At 56.0% G+C, this 12,180-nt stretch carries 13 protein-coding genes; 4 read left to right on the top strand and 9 right to left on the bottom strand.

The genetic code is table 11. The annotated features are described in order from the left end of the window. Positions 1 to 29: 29 nt before the first annotated feature. A complete protein-coding gene (locus tag ACR0E2_RS11570; protein ID WP_171116719.1) occupies positions 30 to 593 on the bottom strand; it encodes a nucleotide exchange factor GrpE in 564 nt (187 codons plus the stop codon). A gap of 10 nt (positions 594 to 603) precedes the next feature. Then, the gene (hrcA, locus tag ACR0E2_RS11565) at positions 604 to 1,668 is read right to left on the bottom strand and encodes a heat-inducible transcriptional repressor HrcA (RefSeq protein ID WP_152459604.1); all 1,065 of its coding nucleotides are present in this window, start codon (positions 1,666 to 1,668) and stop codon (positions 604 to 606) included. Positions 1,669 to 1,780: 112 nt separating this feature from the next. Here hrcA and rph point away from each other — a divergent pair, with 112 nt between their 5' ends. The 4 genes from rph to ACR0E2_RS11545 are packed head-to-tail and all read left to right on the top strand — an operon-like array spanning position 1,781 to position 4,605. Then, positions 1,781 to 2,494, top strand: a complete 714-nt coding sequence (gene rph, locus ACR0E2_RS11560; RefSeq protein WP_425079459.1) for a ribonuclease PH — start codon at positions 1,781 to 1,783, stop codon at positions 2,492 to 2,494. Beyond that, positions 2,491 to 3,105 carry an RdgB/HAM1 family non-canonical purine NTP pyrophosphatase gene (gene rdgB, locus ACR0E2_RS11555; protein WP_480446509.1) on the top strand — a complete coding sequence of 205 codons (615 nt, stop codon included), beginning with the start codon at positions 2,491 to 2,493 and terminating at the stop codon, positions 3,103 to 3,105. The genes rph and rdgB overlap by 4 nt, the downstream gene beginning before the upstream one ends. Continuing rightward, positions 3,095 to 4,249 (top strand): radical SAM family heme chaperone HemW, encoded by a 1,155-nt coding sequence (gene hemW, locus ACR0E2_RS11550; protein WP_480446508.1) that lies wholly within the window; start codon positions 3,095 to 3,097, stop codon positions 4,247 to 4,249. Before rdgB ends, hemW begins: the two co-directional genes overlap by 11 nt. A gap of 2 nt (positions 4,250 to 4,251) precedes the next feature. Beyond that, positions 4,252 to 4,605 (top strand): YbaN family protein, encoded by a 354-nt coding sequence (locus ACR0E2_RS11545; protein WP_152459608.1) that lies wholly within the window; start codon positions 4,252 to 4,254, stop codon positions 4,603 to 4,605. Here ACR0E2_RS11545 and ACR0E2_RS11540 read toward each other — a convergent pair. The 7 genes from ACR0E2_RS11540 to ACR0E2_RS11510 all read right to left on the bottom strand — a co-directional run bounded on the left by ACR0E2_RS11540 (position 4,595) and on the right by ACR0E2_RS11510 (position 11,967). Continuing rightward, positions 4,595 to 5,491: a ParB/RepB/Spo0J family partition protein gene (locus tag ACR0E2_RS11540; RefSeq protein ID WP_480446507.1), complete on the bottom strand. Its 897-nt coding sequence runs from the start codon at positions 5,489 to 5,491 to the stop codon at positions 4,595 to 4,597. The two genes, ACR0E2_RS11545 and ACR0E2_RS11540, sit on opposite strands and share 11 nt — an antisense overlap. A 20-nt stretch (positions 5,492 to 5,511) precedes the next feature. Continuing rightward, positions 5,512 to 6,315, bottom strand: a complete 804-nt coding sequence (locus ACR0E2_RS11535; RefSeq protein ID WP_480446506.1) for a ParA family protein — start codon at positions 6,313 to 6,315, stop codon at positions 5,512 to 5,514. Then, complete coding sequence (gene rsmG, locus ACR0E2_RS11530; RefSeq protein WP_480446505.1) at positions 6,308 to 6,928, bottom strand: 16S rRNA (guanine(527)-N(7))-methyltransferase RsmG; 621 nt, start codon at positions 6,926 to 6,928, stop codon at positions 6,308 to 6,310. The genes ACR0E2_RS11535 and rsmG overlap by 8 nt, the downstream gene beginning before the upstream one ends. Then, positions 6,925 to 8,793, bottom strand: a complete 1,869-nt coding sequence (gene mnmG, locus ACR0E2_RS11525) for a tRNA uridine-5-carboxymethylaminomethyl(34) synthesis enzyme MnmG (protein WP_480446504.1) — start codon at positions 8,791 to 8,793, stop codon at positions 6,925 to 6,927. Before mnmG ends, rsmG begins: the two co-directional genes overlap by 4 nt. 12 nt (positions 8,794 to 8,805) lie before the next feature. Continuing rightward, positions 8,806 to 10,092 carry a tRNA uridine-5-carboxymethylaminomethyl(34) synthesis GTPase MnmE gene (gene mnmE / locus ACR0E2_RS11520; protein WP_480446503.1) on the bottom strand — a complete coding sequence of 429 codons (1,287 nt, stop codon included), beginning with the start codon at positions 10,090 to 10,092 and terminating at the stop codon, positions 8,806 to 8,808. Positions 10,093 to 10,123: 31 nt separating this feature from the next. Beyond that, entirely contained in the window at positions 10,124 to 11,395 is a 1,272-nt protein-coding gene (gene rho, locus ACR0E2_RS11515) for a transcription termination factor Rho (RefSeq protein ID WP_152459614.1), read from the bottom strand. 122 nt (positions 11,396 to 11,517) lie between these two features. After that, positions 11,518 to 11,967 carry a CopD family protein gene (locus ACR0E2_RS11510; RefSeq protein ID WP_171171524.1) on the bottom strand — a complete coding sequence of 150 codons (450 nt, stop codon included), beginning with the start codon at positions 11,965 to 11,967 and terminating at the stop codon, positions 11,518 to 11,520. Between the last annotated feature and the right edge of the window lie 213 nt (positions 11,968 to 12,180).

The following is a 12,180-nucleotide window of genomic DNA, read 5'->3' as shown; positions in this document are numbered from 1 at the left end:
CGCCGAAGGCACGCGCCCTTGGGCGCGTATCAGCTTGCCGGGGTTGACGACACGCCCACCTGCGCCGGGCGCAGCAGACGATCGTGCAACATAAACCCTTCGGCGGATACCTGAATGATATCTCCTGCCTTGGTTCCGGGAACAGGTGCCTCGAACATGGCCTCATGCACGTTCGGATCAAACCGGTCGCCCACTTCGGGTGTGATCACTTCGATTCCATGCTTCTGGAACACGTCCTTCAATGCGCGCATGGTCAATTCGACGCCTTCCAGCAAACCAGCAGCCACTTCTTTTTGCTCATCCGTCGCAGCTTCAAGGGCGCGCTTCATGTTGTCATAGACGGGCAGCATATCGCGGGCCAGCTTGGACCCGCCATACTGTTCCGCATCGCGGCGCGCCTTGTCGCTGCGCTTGCGCATGTTTTCGGCATCCGCCAGCGCGCGCATGAACTTGTCTTTATAGTCATCCCGTTCGGCCCGCAGCGCGTCCAGTTCCAGTTCTTCTTCGCTGATATCCATCAGCTCTTCGGCCAGCTCTTCGGCCTCGGCGGTTGCGATATCATCCAGAAAATCTTCGTTCTTCGGCTCTGCCATCTTTTACCCTCTAGCTCCGGTCGGATATCAGTTTGCCGACCAGTTGCGCCGTATAATCCACGATCGGTACGATCCGCCCATAATTCAGACGTGTGGGTCCGATAACCCCCACCGCACCGATTATCTTTCGATCAGCGTTCATATAAGGAGACACCACCAAAGAGGAACCCGAAAGTGAGAAAAGTTTGTTCTCAGACCCGATAAAAATGCGCACACCCTCGCCTTCTTCGGTCAATTCAAGGAATTCGGCGATGTCTCGCTTGCGCTCAAGGTCATCGAACAGGGTGCGGATGCGGTCAAGTTCCTCGGCCTGACCGGGTTCGTTCAACAGATTCGCGCGCCCGCGCACGATCAAACGGGCCGAGTCGCTTCCGTCTCCGTCCCAAACGGCCATTCCGCTTTCGACCATCTCACGCGCCAGAGTGTCGATTTCCTGCTTGCGCGCATCGATCTGCGTCTGCATTTGCCGCCGCACTTCGCTGAGTGTCCGCCCCTCGATTAGTGCGTTCAGGAAATTCGCGGCCTCGCGCATGGAACTTGGCGTTTGCCCAGGTGGCGGCGTGAACAGCCGGTTTTCCACATGTCCGTCCGAGAAAACCAAAACCACCAAAGCCCGATCATGGCCCAGAGAAACAAATTCGATATGTTTGATTTCCGATTCATGCTTGGGCGTCAGAACCAGCGAGGCTCCTTGTGTAACGTTCGACAAGGCAGAGCCGACACGGTCCAGCATTCCACCAACATCACCTGTGTTAGAGCCTAATGTCTGCTCCAGTTTCTGCCGGTCATCGGCACCCAGGTCACCGACCTCAAGCAATCCGTCCACAAACATTCGCAGGCCTTGCTGCGTCGGGATTCGGCCGGCGCTGACATGGGGGCTATCCAGAAGGCCCAGAAACTCCAGATCCTGCATCACATTGCGGACGGTTGCAGCGCTGACTTTTTCTGACAACGTACGCGTCAAAGTACGGCTGCCGACGGGCTCTCCGCTTTCCAGATAGCTCTCGACTATCAGCCGGAACACTTCTCGTGACCGGTCGTTCATCTCGTCCAGAATCTTGCTCGCTTCGCTCATCCGTCTTCCCCTGCTCGTTCGTCATTAAATAGCAGGCAAATGAAAGGTCAATCGGGGTTGCATCGTAACGCTGCGGGGCGTTATCCCCAACCCAGCAAACAAAGGAATTCCGATGCGACCCTCTGGAAGAGATTTAAGTGAAATGCGCGCCGTTTCAATCGAGACGGGAGTCACGAAACATGCCGAAGGTTCCTGCCTGATCAAAATGGGCGACACGCATGTTCTGTGCACCGCCACGATCGAAGATCGCGTGCCGCCGTTTATCAAGGGCTCGGGCCTGGGATGGGTCACAGCCGAATACGGCATGCTGCCCCGTGCCACCAATACGCGGATGCGGCGCGAGGCGGCCGCGGGCAAACAAGGGGGCCGCACGGTCGAAATCCAGCGCCTGATCGGCCGCGCCCTGCGCGCCGGCGTTGATCGGGTTGCTCTGGGCGAGCGTCAGATCACCGTGGACTGTGATGTGATCCAGGCCGATGGCGGCACCCGCTGCGCCTCGATCACCGGCGGCTGGGTCGCGCTGCGGCTGGCGGTGAACAAGCTGATGAAGGCAGGCGACGTGATCTCGGACCCGTTGGTTGATCCGGTTGCCGCCGTGTCTTGCGGTATCTACGCCGGTCAGCCGGTGCTGGACCTTGATTACCCCGAAGACAGCGAAGCGGGCGTAGATGGAAACTTCATCATGACCGGATCCGGCAAACTGATCGAAGTGCAGATGAGCGCCGAAGGCTCGGTTTTCAGCCGCGCCCAAATGGATCAACTGATGGATCTGGCGGAAAAAGGCGTGTCCGAACTTGCGGCCGCGCAAAAGGCCGCCACCGCATGACCCGCAAGTTCGACGGCGACAGGTTGCTGGTCGCCACCCACAACAAAGGCAAGCTTGAGGAGATGGCCCATCTGCTCGAGCCCTTTGGCGTGACGGTCGTGGGCGCGGCCGAGATGGACCTGCCCGAGCCGGAAGAGACCGAGGACACATTTGTCGGCAATGCCCGGATCAAGGCCCACGCCGCCGCACAGGCCACCAGACTGCCCGCCCTGTCGGACGATTCCGGGATCACCATCGATGCGCTGGACGGCGCGCCGGGCGTGTACACCGCCGACTGGGCCGAAACCGGAAATGGCCGCGATTTCCTGATGGCCATGACCCGCGCCCATGATGAGCTTGAAGCAAAAAACGCGCCGCACCCCCGCACGGCCCAATTCCGCTGCACATTGGTTCTGGCCTGGCCCGACGGGCACGACGAAGTGTTCGAAGGCATCGCGCCCGGTCATCTGGTCTGGCCGATCCGCGGCAAGGACGGGTTCGGCTATGACCCGATGTTTGTCCCCGACGGCTACGACATTACCTTTGCCGAGATGGATCGCTGGGAAAAGAACAAGATCAGCCATCGCGGTCGCGCGGTGGAAATGTTCGTGAAAGGCTGCTTTGGCGGATGATTGGCGCAACGGGGGCTTTGGCCTGTACGTGCATTGGCCCTTTTGCGAGGCCAAATGCCCCTATTGCGACTTCAACAGCCACGTTTCCAGAAATATTGATCAAAATCAATGGCTTAACGCCTATCTGTCCGAGCTTCACCGATCCGCTGCCGAAACGCCCGATCGGGTTCTGAACACGATCTTCTTTGGCGGCGGCACCCCCTCGCTGATGGCGCCCGAAACAGTGGCCGCCGTGATCGACACCGCCCGCGCCCTGTGGCGGCCCGCCAATGACATGGAAATCACCCTCGAGGCCAATCCCGGTTCAGTCGAGGCCGGGCGGTTCGCCGCCTATCGCGATGCAGGCGTGAACCGGGTTTCGATGGGCATTCAGGCGATGAATGACGAAGACCTGAGGCGGCTGGGCCGCATCCACACCGTGGCAGAGGCCCGCGCCGCCTTTGACATCGCCCGCAACTGTTTCAACCGGGTCAGCTTTGACTTGATCTATGCGCGCCAACACCAAACACTGGACGCTTGGCAAAAGGAACTGACCCAAGCGCTATCGATGGCCATCGACCACCTGTCGCTCTATCAATTGACGATCGAAGACGGGACGGCCTTTGGGGATCGATACGCCGTCGGTAAGTTACGCGGCTTGCCCGAAGATGACAGTGCCGCCGACATGTATCTGGCCACGCAGGAAATCTGCGAAGCACATGGTTTGCCGGCCTATGAAGTTTCGAACCATGCCCGACCGGGCGCAGAATCGCAGCACAATCTGATTTACTGGCGATACGGCGATTATGTCGGCATCGGCCCCGGCGCCCATGGGCGGATTACCCTGAATGGTCAGAAATACGCGACCGAAACCTATCTGAACCCCCAGCGTTGGCTTGATGCCGCCAATCAGGGCAATGGTGAAAAGAACCGCAGCGCGTTGCCCCTTGAAGATCAGGCAAATGAATACCTTATGATGGGTATGAGAATTACTGAGGGACTAGATATGGACAGGTGGCAAAGTTTGTCTGGCCGCTCTCTTCCCTCTGAAACCATAGATCATCTGACCGAAATCAACATGGTTCGGCGCAGCAACGGGCGCCTCATCGCCACATCAGATGGGCGCGCCGTATTGAACGCAGTCATCCGGGAGCTGTTGGACTGAGCATGCAGTATCTTTGGGCCGGACTGGGATTGCTTTGTGTTGCCATGGCGGCTGTTGGGGTTGTCCTGCCCCTACTTCCTACGGTGCCTTTTCTTCTGCTTGCGGCGTTTTTCTTCGCCCGTTCATCCTCGCGGCTGCACAATTGGCTTGTGACCCATAACCTTTTTGGGCCACTGATTCTTGATTGGCAAAGCTCCGGCGCCATTCGCCCAGCCGCAAAAAAGGCGGCAACCGTCTCGATCGCCGCCGTTTTCGGACTCTCTGTTTTGTTGTCCGCTCCGCTTTTCGTGTTGATCATTCAGGCGGTTGTGCTGGGCGGTGTCATGATCTTTATCTGGTCACGGCCTAACGGCTGAGCTTGGCGCACAAGTCGTCCAGCTGATCCAGGTTTTCGTAGGTCAGAACAACTTGTCCCGTTTCCGTTCCGGCCTTGTGATTGATTGACACTTTCATCGCCAGGATCGCGGACAGGTCTTTTTCCAAGGCACGTGTGTCTGCATCCTTTCCGGCATCCAGATTTCTGGAGCGGGGTGTAGAACGCTCGGCACTGCCTTGTAGCTGCTTTTTGACCAACGCCTCGGTTGCGCGCACCGACAAGCCATCTTTGACGATCTGTTTCGCAAGTTCCGACGGATTTTCCGCCGTAATCAGTGTCCTGGCGTGCCCGGCGGATAATTTACCTTCAATAACAAGGGTTTGCACATCCAACGGCAAGGACAGAAGCCGCAAAAGATTTGCGATGTGGCTGCGGCTTTTGCCCAGGGCCTCGGCAAGCTTTTCCTGCGTGTGACCAAACCGGTCCATCAACTGCTTGTAGCCGGCGGCCTCTTCCACCGCGTTCAGATCCGCGCGTTGGATGTTTTCGATAATCGCAACTTCCAACACTTCCGTATCATCGAAATCGCGTACAATCACCGGGATATCATGCAGCTGCGCCATCTGCGCCGCGCGCCAACGGCGTTCCCCCGCGACGATTTCGTATTCATCGGGCCCCGTCGCGCGAACGATCAACGGCTGAATGATACCTTTTTCCTTGACCGACGCTGCCAGCTCGTCCAACTGCTCGGGCATGAATGTCCGGCGCGGCTGGTTGGGGTTGGCTTTCAGCTTTTCAATCGGGACTTTCAGATCCGGTCTGCGTGCATCCGTTGAAATCCGGCCTTCTGATTCAGGATTCACATCCGCCATAAGGGCAGACAACCCCCGCCCCAAACCTCTGGACTTTGCTTTCTTGGCGCTCATGTCGCCCTCCTCGTTCCCGCTCAGGCAGCGGTCTTATTGTTCTTGTGCAAGATCTCACGAGCAAGATGCCGGTAGGCCATGGCCCCAAGCGATCCCGAGTCATATTGCAAAACAGGCAGCGCATATGACGGCGCTTCGCTGACCCGCACATTTCTGGGTATCTTCGTTTTAAAGACCATCTCACCCAGATTGTCACGCGCGTCCTTTTCAACCTGACGGGACAAGTTGTTGCGGTTGTCATACATGGTCAACACAATACCTTCGATTCTCAGATCTGGGTTCGCCGTTTGGCGGACCTCTCGAATCGTCAGCATCAGTTGTGAAAGCCCTTCAAGGGCAAAGAACTCGCTCTGCAACGGCACAAGCACCGAATGCGACGCAACCATTGCATTCACGGTCAGCAAGTTCAAGGACGGCGGGCAGTCGATAAGCACAAAATCCAGTTCAAACGCATCTATGGCTGGCTGCCTCAAAGCATCATGCAAAAGATAGCTGCGTTTTTCGTTGGAGATCAGTTCAATATCGGCGGAACTCAGATCAACGGTCGCCGGAACAACGAAAAGATCTTCGATTTCAGTCTCCTGAACGACGGCTTCCAATGGCGCGTCGTCTAGGATCAGATCATAAGTTGTCCAGTCTCGATCTTCGACACCCAAACCCGTCGAAGCGTTCCCCTGCGGGTCTAGGTCAACCACCAGGACCCGACACCCGGATTCGGCCAATCCTGCTGCAAGGTTGATTGCTGTGGTTGTTTTTCCGACCCCGCCCTTCTGATTGGCAACAGCAATTATCCGAGGCCCTGAAGGTCGAGATAAATCAACCACGTGATACTCCATTTATCTTAAGGATAACGGCTTGAGGTTCAGTTAAACTTGTAATCGCCTCAGCCTTGAAATTCCATTCCTCACGTGCGTCTTCCAGCTCTTTTTTCCAATTTGCGCCTTTGGGCAACAACGCTGTCCCGTTGGTGTGTAAATGCCTGTCACAAAAGGACAACAGGGTGCGCAAGTCAGCCAGCGCTCGGGCGGAAACTATGTTTGCAGCCAAAGGATCAACCGATTCAATCCTTTTTGAAGTCACCGTGCATTTTATGCCGCATTCCCGCGCAACGCTGCGCAAGAAAGCTGATTTCCGCTGATCGCTCTCGATCATATTGAATGCGGCGCCTGGATTTTCTTCCGCGGCGATGATGGCGCAGACCATACCAGGGAATCCGCCTCCGCTTCCCAGGTCTGCCCAGGTGTCAAACCTGTCAGCGCACCGATAGACTTGCACGGAATCAAGAATATGCCGGTCCCAGATATGCTCCAAACTGTTCTTAGACACGAGGTTGATCTTGGGATTCCAGCGCTTCACCAGATCAACATAGGTCACGAGGCGATCGAATGTTTCACGTGAAACATTCAGGTCTTCAAACTTCGAAAAATCAACCTTCATGCGTGGCGAGCTCTTTGATCCCGGCGTAGTTTTGCCAGAACAAGCGTCAGTGCTGCTGGCGTGACGCCCTCGACACGGCTTGCCTGTGCGATATTTGCGGGCTTCGCTTGCGACAGCTTCTGTTTCATCTCCGACGACAGGCCGTCCAAGGAAAAATAATCGAACTCATGCGGGATAACGTAGGATTCATCCCGCTTCATTGCTTCGACGTCCCGCTTTTGCCTGGCAATGTAGTTGGCATACAAGGCGTCCCGCTCGATCTGGAGCCTGATTTTTGGGTCGACGTCCTGCAAATCAGGAACGAGAGGCAACAAATCTTCAAACGAGGTATCAGGGAATGCCAGAATTGCCATCCCATCCCTCCGGTTTCCGTCCTGATTAACGTTTATACCGGCAGCGAGAACTTCCTTGGGCGTATAAGTCCGTTTCGTCAGCTTTGACTTCACACTCTCAAGTTGGTGCATTTTATCTTCGAACTGTACCTTGCGCTCTTCTCCGACGCACCCCAATTCCAAACCAATTGGTGTCAGCCGTTGATCAGCATTGTCGGCGCGCAGAGATAGCCGGAACTCCGCGCGTGACGTGAACATGCGGTAAGGTTCAGCAACTCCTCGAGTTGTCAAATCGTCGATCATTACGCCTATGTAACTGTCGGATCGTGTAAAATGGATGGGCTCCCGCCCTTGGGTCTCCAACGCCGCGTTGAGGCCCGCCACCATGCCCTGAGCCGCGGCTTCCTCATATCCTGTGGTCCCATTTATCTGGCCCGCTAGATATAGTCCGGAAACATCCGGCAAGGATAAAGAAGCGCTCAGGACACGCGGATCAACATAGTCGTATTCAATCGCATATCCCGGTTGCAGAATCTCTGCATTTTCCAAGCCTTTGATTGACCGCACATAGTCCAGCTGAACATCCTGGGGCAGAGATGTCGATATGCCGTTCGGATAGATTGTGTGGTCGTTGACCCCTTCGGGTTCAAGGAAGATTTGATGCGATTCCTTGTCGGCGAAGCGTACGATCTTATCTTCGATCGAAGGGCAATAACGCGGGCCTACGCCATCGATGTGACCGCCATACATGGCAGATTTCGAAAGATTTGCCGCAATGATCTCATGTGTTCGCGCATTTGTATGCGTAATTCCGCAAGAAATCTGGGGCGCGACAACGGATTTCGACATGAAAGAAAACAGGGCTGGTTCATCGTCGCCGTCCTGCCTTTCAAGATCGGACCAATCAATGCTTCGCCCATCCAGACGCGGCGGTGTGCCGGTTTTCAATCGCCCCATGGGAAGATCGTATCCATCCAACCGCTCAGCCAGTTTGATGGAAGGCCGATCCCCCATTCTCCCGCCTGGGCGAGACACGTCACCGATATGGATGACGCCCCTTAGAAACGTACCGGACGTCAGAATAACGGCGCGGGCGGTAAGCTCTGATCCATCAGAAAGAACAACACCTGCAACTTTTTCGCCGTTCATCAGAAAATCGACAACCTCGCCGACAACGACAGACAGGTTATCCTGTTTCTCTGTTACCTGTTGCATGGCAAGACGGTAAAGGGCGCGATCCGCCTGCGCTCTCGGCCCCTGAACGGCTGGCCCTTTACGACGGTTCAATAGCCGAAACTGAATGCCGGCCTGATCCGCCACGCGACCCATGACGCCATCCAAGGCGTCAATCTCTCGCACAAGATGGCCTTTCCCCAAACCGCCAATCGCTGGATTGCAGGACATGACGCCAATGTCCGTTGCAGACAGCGTTACAAGCGCAGTTGTTGCGCCCATTCTGGCTGATGCATGGGCGGCCTCGGTTCCGGCGTGACCCGCGCCGATGACGATGACATCAAACTTCGAATGTTTCACGTGAAACACTCCTTATTTTCCCAAACAGAAGCTCGAGAAGATTTCATCCAACAGAGTCTCCACGTCTATTCTGCCCACCAGGGATTCAAGAGCGCGTATGGCGGTTCTCAGCTCCTCTGCCGCGATATCATACAGGTCTGGGCCTGATTCCAGAACCGCGATTGCAGATGTGAGTGAGTCCAATGCTCTGGTGATTGCAATGCGGTGACGTTCCCGAGTTGCAATACCATGGGTAGTGGTTCGCTGGCACAGAACACACGATATCTGGTCTACTAACGCATCTATTCCCTGGCCAGTTTTCCCTGACACACCCTTTTCCCCGATCCCTCTAAGATCTGCTTTGGGCAAAACATGTATATCATCTTCCCGCATCTCCACCCCCAGGTCCTTCGGTGTTTCAGACAGGAAAACGCGAAGATCGGCGGCCTCCGCTCTGCTGCGCGCAAGCTCGATACCCAGGTTTTCGACATGATCTTCAGTCTCTCGCAGCCCTGCCGTATCCAGCAAGGTCACCGGTAATCCAGCCAGATCCATGCGAACTTCGATCACATCACGCGTGGTCCCGGCATATTCTGAAGTAATGGCCGCCTCACGGCCCGCCAAGGCATTCAAAAGGGTGGATTTTCCCGCATTTGGAAGGCCGACGATCGCAACCTCGAACCCTGTACGAATTCGCTCGGCAGTCTTGACGCCATCTGCTTCGCGATGAAGGTCCGACATGACGCCTTGGATCAGTTCGCGCACTTCCGGCGTCACATCGGTTGGAACTTCTTCATCAACAAAATCGATGACAGCCTCCAACAGGGACGCAGCCCGTATCAAATCCCGACGCCACCGTTCGGCCAATGTGCCCAGCTCGCCCGCCAGAATGGTCTGCGCCTGCTTACGTTGTGCTTCCGTTTCTGCATCGATTAAATCGGCCAGGCCTTCGACCTGAGTCAGGTCCATCTTGCCGTTTTCCAGTGCCCGGCGTGTGAACTCACCCGGTTCAGCGATGCGCAACCCTTCCGTATCCGACAGGCAACGCAGCACGGCGTTAACAGAGGCGGTGCTTCCATGAATCTGAAGCTCGGCCACGTCCTCACCGGTAAAACTGGCCGGAGCCTGGAAGGTCAAGACCAATCCGTCGTCCAAACGCGCTCCGCCATGATCGGTCAGAGTGCGCAGGACCATGCCACGCTTTGGCAGCGCACCACCCGTCAGGCGCGCCGCTGCTGAATGGGAGTCCGGACCCGAGAGGCGGATGACCGCCACCCCGGCTTTGCCCTGCGCGCTGGCCAAGGCGAATATCGTATCCATTCGAAGGCCTCGCTAGAGTTAAAGACCAGTGTCAGGTGTTCATGGAATCGAAGAATTCGCTGTTTGTCTTTGTCTGCTTCAACTTGGACAACAAGAACTCGATTGCGTCGGTCGTGCCCATCGGGTTGAGGATACGCCGCAGAACGAAGGTCTTGGCCAGATCGCCCTTGTCGACCAGAAGATCCTCTTTCCGCGTGCCGGATTTGAGGATGTCGATGGCCGGGAACACACGCTTGTCCGCGATCTTGCGATCCAGAACGATTTCCGAGTTGCCTGTACCTTTGAATTCTTCAAAGATGACCTCGTCCATCCGGCTGCCGGTATCGATCAGTGCGGTCGCGATGATGGTCAGCGAACCACCCTCCTCAATATTCCGCGCCGCGCCAAAGAAACGCTTGGGCCGTTGCAGGGCGTTTGCGTCCACACCACCGGTCAGAACTTTACCCGAGGATGGGACCACTGTGTTAAAGGCTCTACCAAGTCTTGTGATCGAATCGAGAAGAATAACAACATCTCGTTTATGTTCGACCAAACGCTTGGCTTTTTCGATGACCATTTCTGACACGGCCACGTGGCGGGTCGCGGGTTCATCAAAGGTTGAGGATACGACCTCGCCCTTCACTGAACGCTGCATGTCGGTGACTTCTTCCGGGCGTTCGTCGATCAGCAGGACGATCAGGTAGCATTCCGGGTGGTTGCGCTCGATCGAATGCGCGATGTTTTGCAGGATCACCGTCTTACCGGTGCGCGGCGGCGCCACGATCAACGACCGCTGGCCCTTGCCGATCGGCGCGACCAGGTCGATCACCCGTGCGGACTTGTCCTTGATGGTCGGATCCTCGATCTCCATCTTCAGCCGCTCATCCGGATAAAGCGGCGTCAGGTTGTCGAACAGGATCTTGTGCTTGGCCTTTTCCGGGTCTTCGAAGTTGATCTTGGTCACCTTCGTCAGCGCGAAATAGCGCTCATTCTCATCCGGGGCTTTGATCTCGCCTTCCACGGTATCCCCTGTCCGCAATGAGTGCTGGCGGATCATCTCGGGTGAGACATAGATGTCATCCGGGCCGGGCAGATAGTTCGCCTCGGGCGAGCGCAGGAAGCCGAAACCGTCCTGAAGCACTTCAAGCACGCCATCGCCACCAACGGTCCAGCCTTCATCAGCGCGTTCGCGCAGGATCTGGAACATCATCTCGCCCTTGCGCATGGTCGAGGCGTTTTCGATCTCCAGCTCTTCGGCCATCGCCAGAAGGTCTTTGGGGCTTTTGGCTTTCAGATCAGCAAGATTCAGGGATTCGGTTGTCATGATATATACCTTCACCGCAGGCAACGCGGCACGAAGTGGAATTTCAGTATGGAAGATACGCCGCCCGGACGGGCGTGTTGATCCCTACATAAGCGCAGTGCGGGGCGGAGTCAAACAGGCCCTCAGAACTTCAGAACAACCGCCAGAACGATGGCAACCATCAAAACGGTCGGGACCTCGTTCATCATGCGAAACTGCCGCCCACTGAGCGTGTTTCGCCCTTCCAGAAAATCCTTGCGTCGCGCCATCAGCCAGTGATGGAACCAGGTCATGCCGATCACCGCCGCGCCCTTGACCCAGGGCCAGCTCCAGTCCCATCCCACGATGCCCGGCGTAAACACCATGATCAAACCACAAACCCAAGCCACGATCATCGCCGGTCTCATGATCACACGCAGCAGTTTTTCTTCCATTTCAAAGAAAATGTCCTGTGCGCCTTCGACGGCCTGCGCCTTTTCGACGTGATAGACAAACAACCTGGGCAGATAGAACAGACCCGCCATCCACGAAATCACCGCCATGATATGGAGCGATTTCACCCATGGGTACAAAGTGAACAGAAGATCGGTCATTTCGGCTCCGGGCGTTGTTCGGGACCCTCCCTAATAAAAAAATAGGAAAAGAAAAAGGATGATGGTTTTGTAGGGTGAGTAAAATCCGTGGATTACTTTTTTACACAAGTGTTTTCCCCAGGTGGACAGAACACGGAATTTTCCAGGTGATTCTGTTGGTGGATATTTTTAGCATTTAAAATCAATATCTTATTCACATCATTCCTTGTTCCG

It is taken from the genome of Ruegeria sp. A4, assembly GCF_056543025.1.
This window is presented reverse-complemented; position numbering and strand designations above follow the sequence as displayed.

Excerpts from the sequence above, each read along its gene's own strand:
- ACR0E2_RS11570 (WP_171116719.1), bottom strand. The coding sequence starts at position 593 with ATGGCAGAGCCGAAGAACGAAGATTTTCTGGATGATATCGCAACCGCC.
- hrcA (WP_152459604.1), bottom strand. The coding sequence starts at position 1,668 with ATGAGCGAAGCGAGCAAGATTCTGGACGAGATGAACGACCGGTCACGA.
- rph (WP_425079459.1), top strand. The coding sequence starts at position 1,781 with ATGCGACCCTCTGGAAGAGATTTAAGTGAAATGCGCGCCGTTTCAATC.
- rdgB (WP_480446509.1), top strand. The coding sequence starts at position 2,491 with ATGACCCGCAAGTTCGACGGCGACAGGTTGCTGGTCGCCACCCACAAC.
- ACR0E2_RS11545 (WP_152459608.1), top strand. The coding sequence starts at position 4,252 with ATGCAGTATCTTTGGGCCGGACTGGGATTGCTTTGTGTTGCCATGGCG.
- ACR0E2_RS11540 (WP_480446507.1), bottom strand. The coding sequence starts at position 5,491 with ATGAGCGCCAAGAAAGCAAAGTCCAGAGGTTTGGGGCGGGGGTTGTCT.
- rsmG (WP_480446505.1), bottom strand. The coding sequence starts at position 6,928 with ATGAAGGTTGATTTTTCGAAGTTTGAAGACCTGAATGTTTCACGTGAA.
- mnmE (WP_480446503.1), bottom strand. The coding sequence starts at position 10,092 with ATGGATACGATATTCGCCTTGGCCAGCGCGCAGGGCAAAGCCGGGGTG.
- rho (WP_152459614.1), bottom strand. The coding sequence starts at position 11,395 with ATGACAACCGAATCCCTGAATCTTGCTGATCTGAAAGCCAAAAGCCCC.
- ACR0E2_RS11510 (WP_171171524.1), bottom strand. The coding sequence starts at position 11,967 with ATGACCGATCTTCTGTTCACTTTGTACCCATGGGTGAAATCGCTCCAT.